This window comes from Candidatus Angelobacter sp. (genome assembly GCA_035607015.1).
Taxonomy (GTDB): domain Bacteria; phylum Verrucomicrobiota; class Verrucomicrobiia; order Limisphaerales; family AV2; genus AV2.
Map to the genome: position 1 here is coordinate 1 of DATNDF010000362.1, position 22928 is coordinate 22928.

Annotated in this window: 18 protein-coding genes and 1 pseudogene; 16 read left to right on the forward strand and 3 right to left on the reverse strand. The window is 59.5% G+C overall.

The window, feature by feature from the left end; all coding sequences use genetic code 11:
* Together VN887_14475 and VN887_14480 are read right to left on the reverse strand one after the other, a co-directional pair.
* Nucleotides 1–1363 (reverse strand): prenyltransferase/squalene oxidase repeat-containing protein (locus VN887_14475; GenBank protein HXT41214.1); only part of this gene is annotated, 1363 nt, incomplete at its 3' end.
* A 43-nt stretch (nt 1364–1406) separates the two neighbouring features.
* Nucleotides 1407–1841 (reverse strand): DUF393 domain-containing protein, encoded by a 435-nt coding sequence (locus VN887_14480; protein ID HXT41215.1) that lies wholly within the window; start codon nt 1839–1841, stop codon nt 1407–1409.
* Nucleotides 1842–1955: 114 nt separating this feature from the next.
* Here VN887_14480 and VN887_14485 point away from each other — a divergent pair, with 114 nt between their 5' ends.
* The 11 genes and pseudogenes from VN887_14485 (at nt 1956) to carB (ending at nt 15322) form a co-directional block, all read left to right on the forward strand.
* Nucleotides 1956–3014, forward strand: a complete 1059-nt coding sequence (locus VN887_14485) for a 3-oxoacyl-[acyl-carrier-protein] synthase III C-terminal domain-containing protein (protein ID HXT41216.1) — start codon at nt 1956–1958, stop codon at nt 3012–3014.
* A gap of 68 nt (nt 3015–3082) precedes the next feature.
* The gene (locus VN887_14490) at nt 3083–3793 is read left to right on the forward strand and encodes a methyltransferase domain-containing protein (GenBank protein ID HXT41217.1); all 711 of its coding nucleotides are present in this window, start codon (nt 3083–3085) and stop codon (nt 3791–3793) included.
* 5 nt (nt 3794–3798) lie between these two features.
* A complete protein-coding gene (locus tag VN887_14495) occupies nt 3799–4833 on the forward strand; it encodes a hypothetical protein (protein ID HXT41218.1) in 1035 nt (344 codons plus the stop codon).
* Between the two features lie 352 nt (nt 4834–5185).
* A complete protein-coding gene (locus tag VN887_14500; protein ID HXT41219.1) occupies nt 5186–5356 on the forward strand; it encodes a hypothetical protein in 171 nt (56 codons plus the stop codon).
* A gap of 171 nt (nt 5357–5527) precedes the next feature.
* The gene (locus VN887_14505) at nt 5528–7750 is read left to right on the forward strand and encodes an ATP-binding protein (protein HXT41220.1); all 2223 of its coding nucleotides are present in this window, start codon (nt 5528–5530) and stop codon (nt 7748–7750) included.
* Nucleotides 7751–7951: 201 nt separating this feature from the next.
* A complete protein-coding gene (locus VN887_14510) occupies nt 7952–8296 on the forward strand; it encodes an RNA-binding protein (GenBank protein ID HXT41221.1) in 345 nt (114 codons plus the stop codon).
* A 566-nt stretch (nt 8297–8862) separates the two neighbouring features.
* Entirely contained in the window at nt 8863–9198 is a 336-nt protein-coding gene (trxA, locus tag VN887_14515; GenBank protein HXT41222.1) for a thioredoxin, read from the forward strand.
* A 21-nt stretch (nt 9199–9219) separates the two neighbouring features.
* Entirely contained in the window at nt 9220–10230 is a 1011-nt protein-coding gene (locus tag VN887_14520) for a type II secretion system F family protein (protein ID HXT41223.1), read from the forward strand.
* Nucleotides 10231–10298: 68 nt separating this feature from the next.
* A complete protein-coding gene (locus VN887_14525) occupies nt 10299–11450 on the forward strand; it encodes an aminotransferase class V-fold PLP-dependent enzyme (protein HXT41224.1) in 1152 nt (383 codons plus the stop codon).
* Between the two features lie 119 nt (nt 11451–11569).
* A complete protein-coding gene (locus VN887_14530) occupies nt 11570–13426 on the forward strand; it encodes a pyrrolo-quinoline quinone (protein ID HXT41225.1) in 1857 nt (618 codons plus the stop codon).
* A 105-nt stretch (nt 13427–13531) separates the two neighbouring features.
* Nucleotides 13532–15322: pseudogene (gene carB, locus VN887_14535) on the forward strand (carbamoyl-phosphate synthase large subunit).
* On the opposite strand, the gene VN887_14540 reads toward carB, so the two are convergent.
* Entirely contained in the window at nt 15316–16389 is a 1074-nt protein-coding gene (locus tag VN887_14540) for a sulfite exporter TauE/SafE family protein (protein ID HXT41226.1), read from the reverse strand. The pseudogene carB and the gene VN887_14540 overlap by 7 nt on opposite strands.
* 149 nt (nt 16390–16538) lie before the next feature.
* On the opposite strand from VN887_14540, the gene VN887_14545 reads away from it, so the two are divergent.
* The 5 genes from VN887_14545 to VN887_14565 all read left to right on the forward strand — a co-directional run bounded on the left by VN887_14545 (nt 16539) and on the right by VN887_14565 (nt 22923).
* Nucleotides 16539–18176 (forward strand): ABC transporter permease subunit, encoded by a 1638-nt coding sequence (locus tag VN887_14545; GenBank protein ID HXT41227.1) that lies wholly within the window; start codon nt 16539–16541, stop codon nt 18174–18176.
* A 224-nt stretch (nt 18177–18400) separates the two neighbouring features.
* On the forward strand, nt 18401–18661 hold the full coding sequence (locus VN887_14550) for a DUF4160 domain-containing protein (GenBank protein ID HXT41228.1): 261 nt from the start codon (nt 18401–18403) through the stop codon (nt 18659–18661).
* A 1-nt stretch (nt 18662) separates the two neighbouring features.
* On the forward strand, nt 18663–19931 hold the full coding sequence (locus VN887_14555) for an HlyD family efflux transporter periplasmic adaptor subunit (GenBank protein ID HXT41229.1): 1269 nt from the start codon (nt 18663–18665) through the stop codon (nt 19929–19931).
* 101 nt (nt 19932–20032) lie between these two features.
* Nucleotides 20033–22510, forward strand: a complete 2478-nt coding sequence (locus tag VN887_14560) for an ABC transporter permease (protein ID HXT41230.1) — start codon at nt 20033–20035, stop codon at nt 22508–22510.
* Between the two features lie 41 nt (nt 22511–22551).
* Entirely contained in the window at nt 22552–22923 is a 372-nt protein-coding gene (locus tag VN887_14565) for a four helix bundle protein (GenBank protein ID HXT41231.1), read from the forward strand.
* Nucleotides 22924–22928: the final 5 nt, after the last annotated feature.

Sequence of the window (22928 nt, forward strand, 5' to 3'; positions counted from 1 at the left end):
CTCGCCGAACACGACGCAGCAAACCCGCAGTCAAGTCCGGCAACCACGCATTCCAGGCGCGCAACGCGTGGGCCGTCAAATCCGGCGCACTTCTATCGAATGGCAGATTCGTCCAGCCACGACAAAACGTCGGGATACCGCCGTCGCTGTTTTGGACTTCGAGCAACCATGTGACGCCGGCGATGGCTGAATCAATTACTTCACGCCTCCTCGCTTGCACGACCGGCTCGCCGGGCTGCGGCGATCCTACCCAGAGATTGCGCAACGTCAGCAACGCTCCGGCGGTGTCGTCAGCGTCCGGCACGCCCCCTGGCAGATCGGTCCACGCCCAGCCGCCGGGCGCGGCATTCGTGTAAGGTTGAACGTCGCGATATTGTTGTTTCACAAGCCAGTCGCCAATTGCGTGGCGTTCGTCGAGTGGAAGTTGAAAAGACGGGTCGTTCGCCAAGGCATTAACCGAGAGAGTCGTCACCCATGTCGCGAGGTTGGTGTCAATCGGCCAACTGCCGTCGGCGAGTTGCGACGCCACGAGAAACTCGACTCCCTTCTTCGTCACTGGATGATTGACCTGCCCGCTGCCCGCGAGACTCATCACGACAAAGCTTGTAAGCGGAGTGGCTTCGAGAAATCCGCCGCTCGACGGTTGAATGTCGGTGAGCACATCGAGTGTTCGCGCTCGCGTCAGATTGCGGACAATGCGAGCGACCGGATTTCGCGACGGTAAATGATGGTGCCGCGCCTGTCCGATGGCGATGAGGGCGGGCAACGCATAACTGACGACCGGCAGGCGCAACGCGGCGAAGAATTGGTGGGGCAGCGCAGCCAGTTCGAACGGCAATGGCAATACCCATTTCCAAGCAGCCGCGCCCGAGCTGAGTCGTCCGCTCAACGCGCACGTCGTCAGAATCGGGACGGAAAAGGTGCGGTCCTCGCCGTAACGGGCGATGATGGCGGGCGCGAGTTTCTCCGGTGTGATGCCCCCGGCGCGTCCAGCCAGCCAGCGCTCCGCGCCCTTCACGACCCCGCGATACTTTTCGTCCGCGCCAGGCACGACGCCGAACGCCGCCCAGCAAAGCGTCGTGGTACTGATGTTGCTGAAACTGAGAGTCGTGTCGCCCCAGCCGCCGTCGGTGTTGACGTGTCGCGCGAGCCAGTCGAGACCTTGGGAAATGCGCAGCGCCGGGTATGAAGTGCGGAGCGATTGATTGTGCTTTTCAGCAAGAGCGAGGGCGCAGATCGCGGTCGCCGTGGAAAGCGCACTGCTTGAGAGTTCACCGACCCAATGACCGACCGCAGGGCGCGCCGCCAACAATTCTTTGCGCGCCGTTTCAAGCGCATTGCGAAGTCGCGTGGAAAAGTCCAAGACGAAAAATCCCGGTGCGCGTTCGGCGGTTTGCCGACTCGCCTCAAGGCTTGCTGTTCGCTGGCTCGATTGCCTTGTCGCGTCTGCGTTCCGGCAGAATCGCACAAGCTTCCTTGCAGCCGAAAACTTTGCTGAGCACGTAACGGTTGCGGCTGACCCAGGTATAAATTCTCTCCGCAATCCAGATCACGCCGGGTATCCAGAGGATCAGCGCCAACGGCACGAGCAGGGGCATCCGCAGGCCGATGTAGCGGAAGCAGCGCGCGCCCCGATAGACTTTCCGGTCCGGCGTCACGCAGTGTATGGCCGCAGACAAATCCTCCGCTGTCAGGTCGGGCGCAATTTCCTTCGCCCGCGGGTTGGACATCGGCAGGAGCGACGCGACGTTGAACCAGTCGAGCCATGACAACGCGCGCATTTGAAACGTGCACATCGGGCACTGGTCGTCGTAGAGCACGATGTTGGTCACTGCTTTCATCCGCGCGCAATCTAACGCGCTTTGCCCGGGACCGTCAAATACCGTGGTGGGCATTAATTTGGGCCGGACCGATTGTCGCTGGCGCGGGTGAACGCAGTTAAGCTAAATTCCGGCATGTTCATCATTGGACTGGGGACGGCGACGCCGCCGAATCGTTACGCGCAGAGCGAATGTTGGGAGGCGTTACGGGCCGCGAAACAGTTTTCGCAGCTTACAGGCCGGTCGAAGGCGATCCTGAAAAAGGTTTTGCTGGGCGACAACGGCATTGCCACGCGGTATCTGGCGCTCGACCCACTTGACGAAGCGTTCGATTTAACTCCTGATGCATTGCATTCCCGGTTTACAAAGCACGCCCCGGCCATGGCGGCGCAAGCAGCAACCTCGGCTTTGAAGGATGCGTCGCTGCAACCAGACGCCATCGATGCCGTAATCGTCAGCACGTGTACGGGATATTTGTGTCCGGGTTTGACCAGTTACACTACCGAGCGTCTCGCCTTGCGTCCCGATGTGTTGACACTCGACCTCGTCGGGCAGGGTTGCGGCGCAGCCCTCCCGAACCTGAGGGCCGCCGAAGCTCTGGTGTCGTCGGGGCGGTGCGGGAAGGTTTTGTCGGTATGCGTCGAAGTTTGCAGCGCGGCGTTCTACCTCGACAACGATCCGGGGGTGCTGATCAGCGCGTGCTTGTTTGGCGACGGCGCGGGCGCGGCGGTTTTGTCGAACAAGCCCGCGCCGGGCAAACGCGGCATTGAATGGAAGACGGCCGATTCCATTCTAAGCCCGGAAGACCGCGATTATCTGCGGTTTGAGTACCGCAACGGGATGCTGAGGAACATACTTTCGCGGCAGGTGCCGGCGCTGGCGGCAAAGCACGCGGGACGATTGCTCGCCCGGATGTTGGCGAATTCCGGCGCGTCCCGCACGCAAATCTCTGGCTGGATTCTTCATGCGGGTGGACGCGAAGTCCTGCTGGCCATGCAGGAGAGACTTGGATTGACGGAAAGGGATTTGCGCTGGAGCGGGGCGGTGTTGCAGGAATTCGGCAATCTAAGCAGTCCATTTGTCTATTTCGTGCTGCAGGCCGCACTGTCGGAGAATGCTCCCGGTGGGCTGTGGTGGATATCGTCGTTCGGCGCGGGATTCAGTTGCCACGGCGCGCTGCTGGGAGTGGAATGATACCTGTAGAGTCACTCGCGCCTACGATATTCCGGGACACCCCGGCGTCCATGGCCGGTTGACTGAAGATGGAACGACTCGTCGAACCGGAACTGTTGGACGGGCTCCCGGCAGATGACCCGCGGGCGATCCGTTCGCGTCGTGACCTTCGTCGCGTCAACGCGCTGATGGGCAATGCCCGCGTTCTCGGCTCGGCATTGCGGGAAACGTTTATCCGTACGCCGCCGAAGCGCATCGCGGATTTGGGCGCCGGCGACGGAACTTTGATGTTAAGACTCGCGCGAAACCTCCCTGCTCAATGGCGCGATGTGGAATTGGTGCTGGTGGACCGGCAGGCGATCATCAGCGATGAAACCCGACGCCAATTCGAGGCATTATCGTGGAGGGTCAAATTTATCGCGGCCGAGGTAACGGAGTGGCTGACCCAGTCCTCGCATGACCGGGTGGACCTGATCACTGCCAACCTGTTCCTGCATCACTTTTCCGAAACCGGGCTGCGCCAAATCCTGAGCCTGGTGGCGGAGCGAACCGATTGCTTCCTTGCCTGCGATCCGAGGCGTTATCCCGCAGCGATGCGGGCGAGCCGATGGCTCTGGCTCATCGGTTGCGGCAGCGTCACCCGCCACGACGCGGCGGTGAGCATTCGCGCCGGATTTGACCGCCGCGAACTTTCAGCGCTGTGGCCAGCAGACGCGAACTGGCACATACGGGAAGCAGCCGTCGGGTTGTTCAGCCATTGTTTTCAAGCGCATCGCCGTGATGGTCGCGCGAACCCGTGATCGCCATGCGTTCGATCACAATCATCGGGGGAGGGTTGGCTGGACTGACGCTGGGGATCGGCCTGCGACAGCGCCAGGTACCTGTGACTGTCTGGGAGGCAGGACGCATTCCGCGGCATCGTGTCTGCGGTGAGTTTATAAATGGGCGCGGGCTGGCGGCCTTTGAACCTCCAGGGTTGCTGGATATTCTCAGGGGGGCGGGGGCCCGCCCCGCCACAACAGCGGCATTTTTTTTGGAGAATCGCAGCCTGTCGGTTCGAACCCTGCCGCGCCCGGCTTTTTGCATTTCAAGGTTCAAGCTCGATGGCGATCTGGCCGAAAGGTTCTGCAAAACCGGCGGTGTGTTGCGTTGCGAAACGCAAAGGCGGGAGCAGAAATTCACCGAAGGTGTTGTGCGGTCCACCGGCCGCCGCGCTCAGGCAACGGAGCAAGGCTGGCGCTGGTTTGGAGTGAAGGCGCATGTTGTCAACGTCCCCCTCGTCGCGGACCTGGAGATGCATTTTTTGAGCAACGGTTACGCCGGTCTGTGCCGGATCAGCGACGATGAAGTCAATGTATGCGGATTGTTTCGCCGGAGAAAGGGTGATGGTGAAGAACGCCGGGACCTGGTCGATCGGTTGCGGGGCAACCCGGGGTCATTGCTCTACCAGCGCCTCTCCTCCGCCCGTTGGAACCGCGCATCTTTTTGCACGGTCGGGGGGTTGTCGCTACGTCCGCGCCGGGCGGCCGATCTTGAGGAATTCTGCATTGGCGACGCGCTCACAATGATTGCGCCGGTGACAGGCAATGGAATATCCATGGCATTCGAGTCCGCTGGACTTGCGGTGGAACCGTTGACCTCCTACGCGCGCGGCGACTCAACCTGGGACGAGGCAAAAGGAAAACACGCGGAGCAGTGTGACGCGTCATTCGGCCGGAGATTGCGATGGTCCGCCCTGGTGCAACGCACATTGTTTTTCCCGGTCCTTCGTCACTTTATTCTCCCGGCCGTGCTGCGGAGCGAATCGAACTGGCGGTTTTTGTTCAACATGACGCGATAGTTTTCCGGGATTGGTTGACCACGGGAACCGTTTTTCTGTCGCTTCCATGAATTCCAAGATGGCGGGCCCCGCAAAAGATTCCAACACTGTCCTGTGCCCGCCGTCAATTCTGGCATTGGAACGAAGCGCTGTCCGATTCGCGGACACGATCTTACAGAAAGCGGACAGTAAAGGTTGAAACGCCCCGTCGAGGAGCGGCTTTTCCGCTGGCACTTCTGGTGCTTGGGAATGCTTACGAACTCGTCGTATCCCTGTCCGTTCGCCGCTGATGGAAACGCTGGCGCAATACTCTGGTGAAGGGTTCACCAGGTTCAGGAATTCCGGCGATCATGTTGCGAGCAAAAAAATGTTCATGTCTGTATATCAGAAACAGCATTTGCAGGTTCAATTCCTGAAATTCGGCGTGGACCACAACGGCATTATCGTGCCGATCCTGAAGCGCGGCAAAGGCAACTTTGTTCAGTTGCCGCCTGTGGCCAAGCGCGCGAATGCCCAGGGTAAAAACTCCCCGCCATCGCGTTAGCGTGCGTTGCGGGCAAAGCTCGATTCGGGTTCAGCATTGATCCCTCGCCCAGGTTGGTGAGCGCGAAGCGAGAAAGCCCTGTGTGCCGGCTGGTGATGCCTGACCGCTCGCCACGACGGACCGGGCTGGCTGAAACTCCGGCGGCTTTCCCCCGCCAACAAAAGCAAAAACGTGAACGACATTATCGGATTCGACCTGTATTTCCCCCGGGAGTCTCTCAAGGCGGCGTTAATTGATTCCTTTTTGAGCGTCAGCGTTCTGGTGGGTATTTTTTCCTACCTCAACCGCTACACCAAACGGCGCTACTTCAGTTTCTGGACCGTGGCGTGGCTCTTCCACGCCATCTGGCTGGGGTTGTGCATCGCTTCTGTGAACGTGCGCGAAACCCCGTCGTTGATCATGATGAAACAGTGGTGCATTGGCGCTTCGGCGGTGTTCCTGCTGTGGGGAAGCGCTTCGTTTCTGCGTCAGCGGACGAAACCGTCCCAGCTCGCGCTCTTCCTCGCATTCCTGTTCCTCTGGGGTTATGTGGGCGCTTACCAGTTGGACAGCCCGCTGCAAACACAGTTGCCGGTGTTTGTGCTGGTGGGTCTGGCGAGTCTGATGACCGGCTGGTGTTTTTTCAAATTTCGCGCGCAAAACCCTTTTCTTGGCGCAGGTCTGCTGGCCTGCGGCTTCGCTTTGTGGGGAATTTACATCGGCGCGTACCCGTTTTTTCAGGGCTCCGACCAACTGATCAGCTCGGGCTATTTTATTTCGGCAGTGCTCCAGCTTTTTATCGCGGTGAGCATGATCATCCTGGCGCTGGAGGAGGTTCGGCACACGAACCACCGGGCGTTTCAGAGGATCCGTACCTACAAAACAAAAACCGACTTTCTGCAAAAAAAAGTCCTCTCCACCGAGGAACGCTATCGCAGCCTGTTCGACCAGGCCAGCGAGGGCATCGTCATTGCCGACGCGGAGGACCTGCGGATTCTTGAGTTGAATCAGACGGCGAAGCGGCTCCTGGGGATTAACCATGCCGACTCCAATGCGTTGTCGAGCTTTTGTCAGCTGCATCCGGAGCCACAACCGTCACCTCAGACCGGGCCCGAGTGGTTCGCCGCGATCTGCCGCCACCGCCACTTGAACCTGGTGCGGCGCGACGGCGGAGCCACGCCGACGGAGGCGGACGGGGCGCCGATCAGTTTTGAAGGCCGCGCCGCCTACCAGTTCTTTTTGCGCGAACTGACCGAACGCGCGCGCCTGGAACAACAGCTTCGCCAGGCGGAAAAATTATCCGCACTTGGGCAGATGATTTCCGGGGTGGCCCACGAATTAAACAACCCTCTGGCGGTCATCAAAGGGTACCTTGAACTCATCCTCCGCCGGGACGAATTGAAGATGCAAACGCGAACCGACCTCGAAAAGGTTGCGAATGAAAGCAACCGCGCCGCCAAACTTGTGAACAATTTTCTTTCCTTTGCGCGCGAACAGCCAACACACCGCGAGGCGGTGGATTTGAACGAACTGGTCAAACGCGTGGCAGAGTTGCGCCGACTGGACCTGCAGAACAGCCGGGTGGAACTGCGGCTGCACCTCGACCCGGAATTGCCTTCGACCCACGCCGACCCTGACCAGATTCAGCAGGTGCTGGTCAACCTGCTTAACAACTCAATTCATGCGCTCTCGGAAACGCCGCGACCGGGGCGGGTGCAGATTTCCACACAACGAAAAGAGGACACCGTCAAGATCACGGTGGAGGACAACGGCCCCGGGGTTCCGCCGGAAGTGTTGCCCTACATTTTCGAGCCGTTCTTCACCACCAAGGACGTCGGCAAAGGGACCGGGCTTGGGTTATCGATCGCCCACAGCATTCTGGCCGATCACGGCGGAAGGATCGCCTACGAGCCGTCGGCGATCGGGGGCGCCGGTTTTGTTCTCGAATTGCCCGTTGTCAGTCCTGACATCGAAGCGGACTCCCCGGCTCAACCCGCTGTGTTGCCCGCGTGTAATGATGCTCCAGCCGAACGCTCCGCGCGGATTCTCGTGCTTGATGACGAACAGGCAATCGCGGAATTGCTTGGTGAAATGCTCGGACTGCTCGGCCATTCCACTACGTTATGCCATGCCCCGATGGACGCGTTGGAAATGATCGAGCGACGCGAGTTTGACCTGATCATTTCTGATTTTCGCATGCCGAAAATGAACGGCCAGGAGTTTTACCATCATGCCGTCCAGAAAAAACCGGAACTGGCGCGCCGGGTGGTCTTCCTGACCGGCGACGTGGTCAATGAGGAGACGCAGGCTTTTTTGCAATCCACCGGCAATCCTCATCTCTCCAAACCGTTCCAGCTCGCGCGCGTCGAGCGGATCGTGGAAGATATGCTGCAACAAAACGCGGCTGTCCCGTAAATCCGCCGGCCGGTTGCGCGGACGAAACCTGCGAATCTCTTGTTGACTCGCCGCGGCGGTTTGTAGCAACCTCGCCGCAGCACAAAGAACTTGCGGTGTCGGTGTCAGAAAGACAAATGTCAGTGAAGAAGTTCGACATTCAGTGATCCTGCCGGTGCAGAATCCCCCCACTGGGTTTTTTGAGCGGGACAACCAATAAGCATGAACAACGAATCCAGACTCTTCGTGGGTAACCTCGCTTACCAAACGATGGAAAACGACCTGCAGGAGTACTTCTCCCAGGCGGGCGTGGTTACTTCTGTAAACCTGATGCTCGATAAATTTACCGGCAAATCGCGCGGCTTTGCCTTCGTCGAGTTCTCGACTTCGGAAGAGGCGAACAAAGCGGTCGAAATGTTCCACAGCAAGGAATTTCAAGGCCGTCAGCTCACCGTCAACATCGCGCGACCGCGCGAGGAGCGTCCGCCCCGTTCGGGCGGCGGCGGCGGAGGCGGGGGCGGCGGCTATCGTGGTGGCCGCGATGGCGGTCGTCGCGAGCGCTACTGATTCAGCAATTGCAACGTCGCGGTGACGGGCCGGTTTCACCGGCCCGTTTTTTTGTCGCCCGATTGCCGCGAATAAGCATTTGACACCCACCTGCACCAACTCTAGTTTGGGTTCACAAAACGTTTATGGCTGAGAACATTCCCAACACTCCATCGGGTGCCGTCCCCCCGAGGCCGGCCGAGGCTGCGAAAGTGCAGCCCAAAAAAGAGACCGTGCGGATCAATTTACCCCCCAAGCCGACAGCCGCACCCACCATCAAAATTCCAGCGCCCGCGCCGGCAGCTCACGCTGCTCCAGCCGCTCCGATCGCCGCCGCAGTTCCGGCGGCGCCTGTGGCCGCGCACGCTCCCGCACCACCCACACCAACTCCGCGTTCCGCGGCGGCCCCTGCCGGCCGACCGGCCCCCGCTCCGCGGCCTGCGCCGGTCTTGGCGGGCGTCAGTGGTCTCGACAAATCGCTGGCTGTCGCTGCCGCACTCATCACAGTGGCGGTCCTGGTCCGCGTGTTGACGTTGTAATTGAGATTTTCTGGAGACCGTCTCACCCTCCAAACCCGTTCACGTCGTATGTCCGCCGCAAATATTGTCACTTTGACCGAAGCCAATTTTCAGCAAGAAGTACTGGAATCACCCACGCCCGTGCTGGTGGATTTTTGGGCTGAGTGGTGCGGCCCCTGCAAAATGATCGCGCCAATACTGGACGAACTCGCCAGCGAATACGACGGGAAGGTCAAGGTCGGCAAAGTGAATATCGACGAGCACCAGTCCATCGCCACTCAATACGGCATCCGCGCCATCCCGACGTTGCTCATTTTCAAGGACGGCGAAGTCGCGGAGCAGGTGGTCGGCCTGCGCAGCAAACGCGACTTGAAGGCGAACCTCGACAAGGTGGCCGTCGTCTGACAGCGCGCCGGACGAGGTGTCATGTCACTGATCGTCACCCCCGGCCAACTGAATCAGCGCGCAGAATTGTATTCACAACTCGCTTCGCTCCTCACCGCCGGTGTCGGCCTGATCCAGGCCCTGGAAATCATCCGGCGCAGTCCGCCCGGCCACTCGTTTCGCGAACCGCTCACCCGGCTCACCGCCAGTGTGACCGAGGGAGCGACGCTCGCGGAATCGATGCTCAACCTCGGTCGATGGCTTCCCTCCTTCGACCTGGCTCTCCTTCAGGCGGCCGAACAGAGCGGCCGTTTGCCGGAATGCTTCCGTCTGCTCGCAAATTATTACAACGAACGGGCGCAGCTCGCGCGGCGGGTCATGGCCGATCTTGCCTATCCACTTTTTGTGCTTCACTTCGCCATCCTCATCTTCCCCGTCTCTCAACTCGTCCAGTTGGTGACCCGATTTGATATTCTCGGATTCGTCCGGACAAAGGTCGTCCTGCTGGCCCCCGCTTACGGCGCGGTTTTTCTTTTACTGGTCGCGCTCCAGGGCCAACGCGGCGAGAAATGGCGCGCACGGATGGAAAAGGCGATGCGATGGATTCCGTTTCTTGGGCCCGCCCGGCGGAATCTGGCGCTGGCGCGATTGTCCGCGGCCCTGGAAGCCTTGATCAGCGCGGGGGTGTCTATCTTCGATTCCTGGGAGCTCGCGGCGGCGGCGAGCGGCTCGCCGGCATTACGACGTTCCGTCGGCGCTTGGCATGGCGCTTTGCGGGCCGGAGAAACCCCCGCCGAATTGATCGGGCGGTCGCCTGAATTCCCGGAACTCTTCGCCAATCTGTATCACACGGGTGAAGTCAGCGGACAACTGGACGATTCTCTCCGTCGGCTCCATCAGCATTACCAGGAAGAAGGTTCGCGCAAACTGCACATCTTCGCCCAGTGGGTGCCACGGCTGATCTACTTTGCCATCCTGCTGGCCATCGCCTATCAGATCATAGGCTTCTACACAGGTTACTTCAACGGCATCTTCCAACAGCTCGGTCCGTGAGGCGTGCGTTCGTAAACCGTCGCGGACTTTTTTCTTTGCGGAACGCGGCTCCCCGCTAGCCTTGGCGCATGACGCTGACCGAGCTGCTCTCCAACGAAGAACTCCGCCGCCACGAGTTCCCGGTGGCGCGCGAAAAAACATTTCTTGCGCACGCGGGGGTCTGCCCGCTGCCCCGCCGGGTTTCCGAGGCAATTCGTGATTACGCCCTGTGCTGCACTAGGGACGATCAGGAAACGTTATTGCCGGCCCGGCAAATGTCCCGATCGCGCGAACGCGTCGCGCAGCTGCTCAACGCCCGGCCCGACGAAATCGCGTTTGTCGGGCCGACCTCGCTCGCCCTCAATTTCGTTGCGGCCGGCCTGCGACTTAAAAAAAACGACAACATTCTGATCTACCTCGACGATTATCCGGCGAACGTTTATCCGTGGATGGCGCTCGCGGAAAAAGGCGTCGAAGTGCGTTTCCTGAACGTGCGGGAACTCGGCCGCATCCGTCCCGCGGATGTCATCGGCCAGGTTGATGAACAGACGCGTCTGGTCGCGCTGGCCTCCTGCCATTTCGTATCGGGCTTCCGGATTGATCTGGACACCATCGGCAGGGCACTCCACGAGCGTAACATCCTGTTCTGCGTGGACGCCATCCAAACACTGGGCGCTTTCCCGACAACCGTCGAGCATGTTGATTTTCTCGCTGCGGACGCACACAAGTGGTTGCTCGGTCCTTGCGCCGCTGGAATCCTGTACGTCCGAAAATCACTTCAGGAACGATTGAGACCGGCTGTCTTTGGCTGGCACAACGTGCGTTGTCCCGATTACATCGCCGGAGAGGAAATGATTCTACGCGCCGACGCGCGCCGCTACGAAGCGGGCACCCAGAATCTGCTCGGCCTCGCGGGCCTGAATGCGGCATTGGAACTCCTGTCGGAAATCGGCATCGACGCGATCGCCTCAGAACTGCTGCGCAAGCGCGCACTGCTCGTCCCCGCCCTGAAAGACAAAGGCTACACGGTGCTCCAAGGTGACGTAATTGCGGCCAACGCCTCCGGCATCGTGACGTTTTATCGAGACGGTATGAATGTGCCCGCACTGCATGAAAAGCTGGAGGCTGCCAACATCAGCGTGTCGCTGCGTTCCGACCGCGCCGGCCGAAAATATCTCCGTCTCTCGCCGCACTTCTATAACACGGATTCGGAACTTTCACGGACACTCGAACTTCTTTGAGCAGTTTTCAGCGTCGTCTCCCGTTGGTGTGATTCCGTCATCAACCTCCGCACGCGCAGTTCGGGGGAATGGTCCCGGTTTTGCTGAATCTTCAATCTGTAGCTGCAATTTCGAACCCGATGAAAACTCTCGTATCAGCCGCGCAAAAGTTGCGCACAAAATTCTTGATTGTTAATCTGGTTGCGTCGTTCCTGTTGATCGGTCAAACGACCTTGATCGCTCAAACGGGAGTGAACGTTTTCACATACCACAACGACCTCGCGCGAACCGGACAAAATCTGAACGAAAAAATCCTTACCCCCGCCAACGTGAACCCGGACAGTTTCGGTCTCCTTTTTACGCAGCCGGTGGACGGCTACGTTTACGCTCAACCGTTGTATATGAGCGGCGTGCCAATACCCGGCAAAGGCACACATAATGTCGTATTCGTCGCGACGGAACACGACAGCGTTTATGCGTTCGACGCCGACAATAGCCAGGGTGATAACGCCGCGCCACTGTGGCGGGTCAGCTTCATCAACCCGGCCGCTGGAGTAACTACCGTCCCGATGAGCGAGTTCGGATTCACCTATCCGCCCGAATTGGGCGTCACCGGTACTCCGGTCATCGATCCTTCGACCGGGACGCTTTTCGTCGTCGCGAAAATTGAAGACAACAGCAGCGGCGCCAGGAAATACGCAGAAAGGCTGTTCGCGCTGGATGTCGCGACGGGCACCAACAAATTCGGCGGGCCGGTCGACATCCAGGCTTCCGTTCACGGGACCGGTGCAGGTTCGGACGCGCAAGGAAATATTTCATTTGATCCGTACTGGGAATTTCAGCGAACGGGATTGACGCTGGCTGGGGGCGTGGTTTACGTCGCTTTTGCTTCACAAGGGGACGAAGGACCTTACCACGGGTGGATCGTTGGCTATGACGCGCACACACTGCAACGCGCGCGGGCATTCAATGACACTCCCAATGGCAGTGAGGGAGGCATCTGGATGAGTGGAGCCGCTCCGGCGGGCGATGCTGATGGAAACATCTACTGCATGACTGGCAACGGGACGTTCGATGCAAATTCCGGCGGGCCGGATTACGGCGATAGCTTTCTTCGGCTCCTGCCTTCGGGAAATACTCTGGTGGTGACCGATTTCTTCACCCCTTACGACCAGGCGCAACTCGATTCGAATGACGGCGACCTTGGCTCTGGCGCTCCGATGATTCTCCCAGACGTGGCCGGCAGCGTTACGCATCCGCATCTGCTCGTCGGCTGCGGCAAGGAAGGCGTCATCTATCTTTTAGATCGAGACAACATGGGACGTTACAACCCGAATAACAACGATCAGATCGTGCAATCGTTTGGCCCGGTGTCGGGCACATGGAGCATGCCGGCATATTTCAACAACCTGGTTTACATCGGTGGAGTCAATGATCACTTGAAAGCTTACCGCATTACCAACGGCCTGTTGACACCGCAACCGGATTCCCAGACATCGACAACATACGGTTACCCCGGGGTGACCCCGAGCATTTCGGCCGACGGCACTAACAACGCGATCGTCTGGGCGATTGAAACCGATGCATTCTTCACGAGCCGCGGTCCGGCGGTTCTGCGCGCCCATAATGCGACGAATCTGGCTGAACAATTCTACAGCAGCAGCGACGCGGGCGCCCGCGATCAACTCGGGCTGGCGCAACATTTCGGCGTCCCTACCATCTCGAACGGCAGGGTTTATGTCGCGACCGCCTTTGGACTATCTGCGTTCGGTCTGCTGGCTCCGCCTCAACCTCGCCTGTCGATCAGTCCGGATCTGACAATCACGGTTGAAGGAGAGGTGGGTCAATCCTACTCGATTGAGTACACCACCGACCTGGATGAAGGTTGGTCCGTTGTGGAAACGGTGACTCTTACAAACTCACCCCAGTCATTCACGGATTTTCAGCAATCTCATGACCCGCAGGGCTTTTTCCGGGTAACATCGGCACCCTTGTGATCGATGAGCGGTCAACGTTCGTCTTGGTCCAAAATCACTCGAATCTGGACACGCCGGCAGCTTTCCGGCTTACTTTCCCGGGTTCGATTTTAACCGATGCCACCACTCAACGCCGAACTGCTGTCCAAAGCCAAATCGCTGGGTTTTTCCGACCTTCAGATTGCTTGTTTGACCGGACGTATTGAGGACGACGTTCGCGCCGGACGCAAAAAACTGGGGATGGTTCCAAGCTACCGCCTCGTGGACACCTGCGCCGCCGAGTTCGAAGCGTACACGCCGTACTACTATTCAACTTACGACCGCGACGACGACGAAGTGCGGCCTTCCGACAAACGCAAAGTGATGATCCTTGGCGGCGGACCGAACCGCATCGGTCAGGGTATCGAGTTTGACTACTGTTGTGTGCATGCCGCGTTTGCCCTCAAGGAGGACGGCTTCGAGACTTTGATGGTCAACTCGAATCCCGAAACCGTTTCGACCGATTACGACACCAGCGACAAGTTATTTTTTGAGCCGTTGACGCTCGAGGACGTCCTTCACATTTACGAGCGCGAAAAATGCTGGGGCGCCATCGCCCAGTTCGGCGGCCAGACGCCGCTCAATCTCGCGCTCGGCTTGCAAAAAAACGGCGTGAACATCATCGGCACGTCGCCCCAGAGCATTGAGATCGCCGAGGACCGCAAGCTGTTCGCCGCAATGCTCGACAAGCTCAAAATCCCGCAGCCGCCCAACGGCATCGCAACGAACGAGGCCGAGGCTCTTGCCGTGGCAAAACAACTGGATTACCCGGTTCTCGTGCGGCCGTCATTCGTGCTGGGTGGCCGCGCGATGCAGATCGTTTATTCCGACGCCGAACTGCAGCATTACATGCGCTTTGCCGTCGAGGCTTCGCCAGAACGCCCCGTGCTCGTCGACAAGTTCCTCGAGGACGCGACGGAGGTGGACGTGGATTGCATCGCAGATGTCGGCCAATTCAAAAGCCCCGGTGACGGCATGGTCATCATCGGCGGGATTCTGGAACATATCGAGTTTGCGGGCGTTCACTCCGGGGACGCCGCAATGGTGCTGCCACCGCACACGCTCGCAAAAAGCGTGGTCGAGAAGATTCGCAAATACACCCACGCAATGGCCCTCGAACTGCGCGTTGTCGGCCTGATGAACGTGCAATACGCGGTGAAAGGCGAAGCGGTTTATGTCCTCGAAGTCAATCCGCGCGCGTCCCGTACCGTCCCCTTCGTCAGCAAGGCCATTGGCGTGCCGCTGGCAAAACTCGCCGCCAGGGTGATGGCAGGCGGGACCCTCAAGCAGCTGGGTTTCACGGGGGAAGTCTGGACGAAATATTGGGCGGTAAAGGAATCAGTGTTTCCGTTCAACCGGTTTCACGGACAGGACATTCTGCTTTCGCCCGAGATGCGTTCGACGGGCGAGGTGATGGGACTGGACGCTGATCTTGGCATCGCCTACGCGAAATCCCAGATGGCGGCAAACGCGCCGTTGCCTCTGTGCGGAAAAGTGTTCATTAGCGTCAGTGACCTGCACAAGACCGAAGTCGCCAGCGTGGCGAAGTTGTTCGCCGAGCAGGGATTTGAGCTTGTTGCAACGGCCGGCACGGCCAACGTGCTGGAAAAGGCCGGACTGAAGGTCCAACGTACTCTCAAACTGCTCGAAGGTCGCCCAAACGTAATTGACCTGCTCAAGAACAAGGAAATCCAACTCGTCATCAACACACCCAGCGGCGCCGCGCCGCGCGAGGACGAAATCAAAATCCGCACGACCGCGGTTTACACCAACACTCCCATTATGACGACGCTCAGCGGGGCGCGCGCCGCCGCGCTGGGCATTGCTGCACTGAAGAAGATCGGCTACGAGGTGAAGACGCTGCAGGAGTATCACTGAACTGGCGGCGGAGGCGGTTGCTTTCGCTTTCGGCACACAATCCACCCCAGGATTACACCCGCGAGTCCTATGACGGCAAACCAGACGGCTCGTGTGGCGAGGAGCGCCGATCTGATTTCCCAGCCATAACGCAAAATCATGACCGCCACCACGCAGAGGAAGAAGACGCGCACGAATGAATTCCCCTTCAGAACGGCCAACCGCGTGCCGGCGAGCGAACCGAGCAAATTACACAAACCCATCGGCACGGCGTATTCGTAAAGGACCTGGTGCGCGGCAGAGAAGTAAGCGACGGCGGACAGGTTCGTGGCGAAGTTGACGACCTTGGCGCTCGCCGAGGCCGCCAAAAAATCAAAGCCAAACAGGCCGATGAAGATGAAGATAAGGAAGCTGCCGGTACCCGGCCCGAAAAAGCCGTCATAAAAGCCGATGATTATTCCCACCAGAACGCCGAATTGCCTTTCGCGATGCGCCGTGAACTGCGGCGCGTGCAGGTTGCCAAAGTCTTTTCGCCAGTAAGTGTAAACGGCCACAATGCCAAGCAGGAGCAACACCAGCGGCTTGAGCGCCTGCGGGCGGATGAGCGAAAGTGTCCACGCGCCAAGCAGCGAAAACACAAACGCGGCGACCCCGGCAGGGAGGATCGAATGCCAGTTGATCCGCACGCGGCGCGAGTATTGTACGACGGCAGCGCCCGTGCCGCAGATGGACGACAACTTGTTCGTTCCAAAAACCGGCGTCAAAGGAACCGAAAGGGCGGGTGGCAAAAAAATGAGGAGTGCGGGCAACTGAATCAGGCCGCCACCACCCACCACCGAATCCACAAAGCCGGCGAGGGCCGCGAACAGACACAGGTAAAGGATTTCCACGACGGCGACCTCGAGTTGCGGAGCCGCTTCGAGCGGCGCGTTCAGGATTGTCGGACATGAAAGACGAACGGCCTTCTTCGGGGAAGCACAAAGTTTCGCCTGTCCTCGGGAGGCACCACGGTCCGTTTCGGGTCTGATCGGCGTGGCTTCGTCAATGCTCCCTCGGGAAATATGGGAGATATGGGAGACATCATACAAATCAACCTGGCAGAGGTGTCTTTCTGTTTGCTTGGATTTTTCCCGGATGCCGCGGCAGAACGGTGCCTGTAGCGCGCGATCGGCAGCGGTCGCGGGCGGGCGTAAAACGGTTGAGTCGTCGCCGGACCCGCTTAACAATCGGCGAACCGATGAATTGGATTCCTCTGGTTGAACACGAGTTGCGGGCAGGCGTGCGCCGTCCCCGCACGTTCCGCACCCGGCTGGCGGCTGGCGGCGCGGCGGTTGGCATCTGTTGTTGGGGATTGCTCGTCTGGGCGGACTGGAAAAGCGCCGCTTCGCTGGGCCATTCACTTTTGGAACTCCTTGGCTGGACCGGCTTCATCGGCACGGCGCTGGCAGGCTTGTTTTTGACCTCCGATTGTATCAGCCAGGAGCGGCGCGAAGGGACGCTGGGTCTGCTTTTCCTGACGGACCTGCGCGGGCGCGACGTGGCTTTCGGCAAACTTGCGGCCAAGGGATTGACGCCGGTTTATTGTCTTTTCGCAATGTTGCCCGCACTGACTGTTTCCTTGATTGTTGGCGGCGTCACGGCCGGCGAAGTCTGTCGTTTGTGGATGGTTCTGCTGAACACCCTTTTCTTTTCCTTGTCCGTGGCGATCCTCACTTCGACATTCTGCCGGCAGCAGCGCGCGGCCCAAGCAGTCGCCGTGGCGGCAATTTTTCTGAGCGTTTTCCGACTGCCGCTTTTGGGTGTCGGCACTGCTTCTGCATCCTCTTCTTCGCTGGTGGCCTCCTTTGCGTTTGTCTTCAGCCCGGCCTGCAATTACCTGCTGGCCTACGATGCACGTTACCGCGGCGCATCCGGCTCGTTTTGGGGATCACTGATTGTGACAGACCTGTTGGCGTGGGGCTGCCTTTGGGCGGCCGGACGACTGCTGCCGCGGATGTCGTCGGAAGAAACAAGCTTCTTCATTCGGGCAACTGGCACCCGGTGGCCGCGCCTGCAGTCGCTCGGGGCGGCCCAACGGCAACGATCAAGGCGCGAGCTGCTGTCGAGAAATCCGATTACATGGCTCGCCAGCCGCGATGGATGGAGGCAACATTCAACCTGGTGCCTTCCCGCACTGGCCTTGTGGATCTGGCTCCGCTTCGACCCCTCTTCCCCGAGCGGCGCATCGGTGCAGATCAGTTTTGCCGCTTTCGTGGCCATTCATGCTCTCTTCAAGGTCTGGGTGGGCTCGGATGCCAGCCATGTGCTCGCCTCCGACCGGTTGAGCGGGACGCTGGAACTGTTGCTCTGCACGCCGCTTCAAACGCGTGAAGTCGCAGCCGGCATGTTGTCTGCGTTCCGACGCCGGTTTGCGGGTCCACTCGCCGCGCTTTTGATTCTCGATGCGGCGTTCGCCGTGAAAATACTCTCTGCGGGCGATCTGGACGCGGCGTTCGCGGCGGGAGCTGGCGCGGCCATGTTGCTGGCTGATTTCTACTGTCTTTGCTGGGTCGGGTTGTGGCGTGGGTTGACCGCGCGCGATCCGGTGCGGGCGATTCTGGCCACGCTCTGGCGCGTCTTGGTGTTGCCCTGGATTTTTTTTGCCGCCGGCGTCGGAATCTTCCGCCAGAGCACGCTGGCCCAATTCGCAGGAATGTGGCTGTTTATAGGTTTGGTGACGGATGTGGTTTTGTGGGTGAATGCAAAGGATTTTTTCCACGGACACTTCCGGGCAATGGCGTTGCGGCCATTCGGTGAGAAGCCTGCCCGCGTCGAAAGTAAATGGTCTCCCATGAATTGGGAGGAAGAGCCAGACGGTCAGACGACCGGACCGTGACCACGCGCCAGGACGAAGGAGTCCCATTTGCGGGACGGCAAAATCCCACCATCGGAATATTCGGAAGAATAGCTTCTCGAAGAAACATTTCTATCGTGCCGTGTTTACAAGGAGTTAGTCGATTGCGAGGTGTTGGCACGGGCATTGCAAAAGGTTGTTTGTCCCAGTATTTCCGACCGGTCGTGGGAATGAAGGGCGAGAAAAAATATAAACGCTTTTCGTCTATGCCAGTGATTTCAAAATTCTATGGGATTGTCATCCGGATGCTGATCGTCCGACCGTTTGTTGCGCATTTCCACGCGTTCTACGAAAACTGTGAATTGATCGTCGGCATCGCGCCGCTTCGAGTCATTCAGGGCGATGCGCCCCGCCGCGTCCGCGCCATGGTAATCGAGTGGGCGGCCCAACACCAACAGGAGCTGCAGGAAGCTTGGAATCGGCTGGGCCGGGCGCAACCTCCGTTGCCGATCCAGCCGCTCCGATAGTATGGACGTCGCCCGACCAGACATCGCCCGCAAGCGCAGACGCCGACGCGTCCTTTACTCGGCGGGCGGGCTCGCCATCCTCGTGCTCATTACCATCGGCCTGTCCCGGCTCCAACCTGCGGCGCCAGTGGTTGAAAACCCGTGGACAGACACCGTCAAACGTGGCGAGATGCTTTGTCAGGTGCATGGCAACGGCACATTGGTGCCCGAGGAAATTCTCTGGATCCCGACCCTTAACGCCGGACGTGTGCAAAAAATCCTGGTTTTGCCGGGCGCGGCCGTGAAAGCCGACACTGTGCTGGTGGAGTTAAGCAATCCGGACGTCGAACAAGCCGCCTTCGACGCCGAGTGGCAGCTCAAGGCCGCAGAGGCGGACCTGGCCAACCTGCGCGTGCAACTGGACACGGCCCGCCTCAACCAGCAATCAATCCTGGCCACGGCACAGGCCAATTACAGCAGCGCCAAGCTCGACTTCGAAGTCAACGACGAACTCGCGAAGGCGGGCCTTGTCCCCGCGCTCACGCTGAAGCAGGCAAAGACCAAAGCCGAGGAGCTGGCCAAGCTGTTGGAAATCGAACAGGAGCGTTTGAACATCAGTGCCGATGCGACCAAAGCCCAACTGGCCGCGCAACAGGCCAAAGTGGAGCAGTACCGGGCACAGCTTCAACTCAAACGCCGCCAGGTCGATGCCTTGAAAATCCGCGCCGGCATTGACGGTGTGTTGCAGAAACTGGGCGATGCGTCTGCGACCGTGATGCTTCAGGAAGGCCAGCAGCTCGCCCCGGGCGCCAATGTCGCGCGCGTGGCCAATCCCGCAAAGCTGAAAGCCGAAATCAAAATCTCGGAAACGCAGGCGAAAGACATCGCTTTGGATCAGAAGGCGCTGGTGGACACACGCAACGGAGTAATCCCCGGACACGTCGTCCGCATTGACCCGGCCGCCCAGAACGGAACCAGAACCGTGGACGTTGCATTGGACGGCCCCCTTCCCAAAGGCGCCGTCCCGGACTTGAGCGTGGATGGCACCATCGAACTCGAACGGCTCAATGAAGTGATGTTCGTCGGCCGCCCGGTGCAAGGCCAGCCCGACAGCACTGTCGGAATTTTCAAAGTAATCAATGGTGGCAAAGAAGCCGTGCGTGTGCCGGTCAAACTCGGGCGCAGTTCGGTCAGCACGATTGAAATCGTCGAAGGCTTGCAGGTCGGCGACAAGGTGATTCTGTCCGACATGTCGGCCTACGATACGCACACGCGGGTCAGGGTGAACTGAAGCGGGTGGGTCGTCCGCGGCTGGCGATCAGCCGGACACATCATGAACCGAAGGCGACAGCAGAGTGGCCGCGACAAGTCGGCCACGGCAAATCGAAAAGCATGAATGATCTCAAATTCGCCTTCCGACAGTTGCTGAAGAATCCCGGCTTCACGGTTGTCGCGGTGGTGACGCTCGCGCTCGGCATTGGCGCGAACACGGCGATCTTCCAACTTCTGAACGCCGTGCGTTTGAAAACACTGCCGGTATCGAAGCCCCAGGAACTGATGGAAGTGCGGATTGTGGGGGGGAACCCGGGCCTGGGAATTTCTGACAGCGCGAATGCGGAGCTGACCTACCCGCTCTGGGAACAGCTTCAAAAACGCCAGGGGACGTTTGCCGGAATTTTTGCATGGGGCAGCGGCGAACTTCCCGTCGGCAGCGGCGTCGAGACGCGAATGACGAGATGCCTGTGGGCGAGCGGTGATTTTTTCTCGGCCCTCGGAGTTGCTCCCGTTCGCGGCCGATTGCTAAGCCCGGAAGATGACCGGCGCGGCGCGGGACCGGGTGGCGTGGTGATCAGTTACGGGTTTTGGCAAAGCGAGTTTGGCGGCGAAGAGTCTGCTATTGGCAAATCGCTGACGCTGGGCGACCGCACTTTCCAGGTCGTCGGTGTGACGCCCCCGGCCTTTTTCGGACTCGAAGTGGGAAATCAATTCGACGTGGCTCTGCCGCTGACCACACGTGAATTGTGGTGGGACAACGTGCTGGATCGGACAGACGCCTGGTGGCTGCGTGTCATGGGCCGCTTGAAAAGCGGCTCGAATCTCGCGCAGGCCGCCGAATACGTGAAAACAATCAGTCCGGGCATCATCGAGGCCACATTGCCCGTGGGTTATGGCGCGGGGACTGTCGAATCGTATCGAAAATTCCAGCTGTCCGCGTTTCCGGCCGGCACCGGCGTGAGCCAGTTGCGGGCCGACTACGAAAAGTCACTGTGGTTGCTGTTTGGAATCACCGGACTCGTTCTCCTGATCGCCTGCGTGAATCTCGCGAACCTGACCCTGGCCCGCGCGAGCGCGCGAGCGCGGGAAATTGCTGTGCGCCTCGCCGTCGGCGCGTCGCGCGCGCGGCTCGTCCGGCAATTACTCTCCGAAAGTCTTCTGCTGGCCGGGTTCGGCGCGGTCGCGGGCGCCTGGCTCGCGCATTTTTTGAGCCGGAGCGTTGTCTGGTTTCTCAGCACACAAGGAAACCGGCTCTCCATCGATCTGCACGCGGACTGGCGCGTGCTCGCTTTCACAAGCGCCGTCGCGATTTTGACCTGCGTGTTCTTCGGGCTCACGCCTGCGATCCGTTCAGCCCGGACCGCGCCGGCGGTCGCGCTCAGCGCCATCGGACGTGGCACGACCGGCAATCGCGAACACCTGGCCCTTCAGCGTGGACTGACGATTCTGCAAATGGCCGTTTCGCTCGTACTCCTTTCCGGCGCGTTGTTGCTGGTGCGAAGTTTTTGGAACCTGACCACGATGCGTCCGGGCTTCCGACAGGACGGCGTGTTCGTCACTCGCGTAAACTTCGCGCGCGTGAATCTGCCGGCGGGACGTCGCGCTGCGTTCAAAACGGAACTGCTGGACGGGGTACGATCCATTCCGCGCGTTGAAGCGGCGGCGCTCACGACTCATGTTCCGGTCATCAGCGGCAGTTGGACGATGGGCGTGCGCGTGACCGGCGCGCGGGGAGAGAAGGAAGGCTGGTCCAAGGTCGCGTGGGTCAGCCCCGATTACTTCCGGACGCTGGAGATTCCGATCCTCACGGGCCGCGACATTTCCAAAACCGACACGACGACTTCACCCAAAGTGGCGCTCGTGAACGAGACCTTTGTCCGGCAGTGGCTTGAAGGCGCGAATCCAATCGGCGCGCGGGTTCGAACGGGAGCGGAACCGGGCTATCCGGAAGCGACCTACGAAATCGTGGGTGTCGTCAAGGACACGAAATACGGGAATCTGCGCAATGAAATTCCACCCATTACGTTTGCGCCGGCGTCGCAGATTCCCGATCAGGGGACCTGGGCTACCATCGTCGTTCGCTCCTCCGCGCCGTTGCCGGGAATTATCGCCGCGGTCCGGCGGCGACTCGGAGAAGCGTATCCTGCGATCCGCATGGAAACGAGCGTCTTGAAAACACAGATTCGCGAAGGATTGGCGCGCGAGCGGTTGCTGGCATGGCTCTCGGGATTCTTCGGTGTTCTGGCGGCAGTGCTGGTGATGGTCGGGCTGTACGGGTTGGTGTCCTACACAACATTGTTGCGCAGAAACGAACTGGGCGTTCGCCTGGCCTTGGGCGCTCAGAGAAGCAAAATCTTGTGGCTCGTTCTTCGACAGGGACTCAAGTTGGCGGCCATCGGTATCGGCGTCGGTCTTGTTGGTGCACTCGCGCTGACGCACTTTTTGAGCAGCCTGCTCTTTGATTTGAAGGCGACGGACCCGGCGACGCTGATCCTTACTTCACTGCTTCTTGTAGCGGTGGCTTCGTTTGCGTGTTGGCTACCAGCGCAGCGCGCGGCCAAAATCGGTCCGATGGAGGCATTGCGGTACGAGTGATGAGGGATTAGAGGCGAGGGGCGAGAATAACCGGAAGAAACATGAGCAAAAAGTTGAAAAGCTACAAAGACCTCGTTGTTTGGCAGAAGAGTCTTACTCTGGTGAAGCTGGACTATCAGCTTACGAGATCCCTTCCCGCAGATGAAAGGTTTGGCCCGGTTTCGCAGATTCAGTGCGCGGCAGAGTCCGTGCCCTCGAACCTCGCGGAAAGTCACGCCCTCAATACGACCGGCGAGTTCATTCAATTCATTTCTAACGCTGAAGGTTCGCTGGCCGGATTGTTGACGCAGTTGATCGTCTCGATAGAACCTGGTTTCTGTGCCGCCGATGGAGCACAGCCATTGCATCGGTTGATTGAAGAAATTCAGAAAATGGCGAACGCTCTGCGCCGTTCCCTCGCCTCTTGCCCCTAATCTCT

What these genes read in the sequence shown, in the direction of transcription:
- VN887_14485 (HXT41216.1), top strand. Translation starts at nt 1,956, where the DNA reads ATGTTCATCATTGGACTGGGGACGGCGACGCCGCCGAATCGTTACGCG.
- VN887_14560 (HXT41230.1), top strand. Translation starts at nt 20,033, where the DNA reads ATGAATGATCTCAAATTCGCCTTCCGACAGTTGCTGAAGAATCCCGGC.
- VN887_14495 (HXT41218.1), top strand. Translation starts at nt 3,799, where the DNA reads ATGCGTTCGATCACAATCATCGGGGGAGGGTTGGCTGGACTGACGCTG.
- trxA (HXT41222.1), top strand. Translation starts at nt 8,863, where the DNA reads ATGTCCGCCGCAAATATTGTCACTTTGACCGAAGCCAATTTTCAGCAA.
- VN887_14565 (HXT41231.1), top strand. Translation starts at nt 22,552, where the DNA reads ATGAGCAAAAAGTTGAAAAGCTACAAAGACCTCGTTGTTTGGCAGAAG.
- VN887_14480 (HXT41215.1), bottom strand. Translation starts at nt 1,841, where the DNA reads ATGAAAGCAGTGACCAACATCGTGCTCTACGACGACCAGTGCCCGATG.
- VN887_14555 (HXT41229.1), top strand. Translation starts at nt 18,663, where the DNA reads ATGGACGTCGCCCGACCAGACATCGCCCGCAAGCGCAGACGCCGACGC.
- VN887_14500 (HXT41219.1), top strand. Translation starts at nt 5,186, where the DNA reads ATGTCTGTATATCAGAAACAGCATTTGCAGGTTCAATTCCTGAAATTC.
- VN887_14520 (HXT41223.1), top strand. Translation starts at nt 9,220, where the DNA reads ATGTCACTGATCGTCACCCCCGGCCAACTGAATCAGCGCGCAGAATTG.
- VN887_14490 (HXT41217.1), top strand. Translation starts at nt 3,083, where the DNA reads ATGGAACGACTCGTCGAACCGGAACTGTTGGACGGGCTCCCGGCAGAT.
- VN887_14510 (HXT41221.1), top strand. Translation starts at nt 7,952, where the DNA reads ATGAACAACGAATCCAGACTCTTCGTGGGTAACCTCGCTTACCAAACG.
- VN887_14545 (HXT41227.1), top strand. Translation starts at nt 16,539, where the DNA reads ATGAATTGGATTCCTCTGGTTGAACACGAGTTGCGGGCAGGCGTGCGC.
- VN887_14525 (HXT41224.1), top strand. Translation starts at nt 10,299, where the DNA reads ATGACGCTGACCGAGCTGCTCTCCAACGAAGAACTCCGCCGCCACGAG.
- VN887_14530 (HXT41225.1), top strand. Translation starts at nt 11,570, where the DNA reads ATGAAAACTCTCGTATCAGCCGCGCAAAAGTTGCGCACAAAATTCTTG.
- VN887_14550 (HXT41228.1), top strand. Translation starts at nt 18,401, where the DNA reads ATGCCAGTGATTTCAAAATTCTATGGGATTGTCATCCGGATGCTGATC.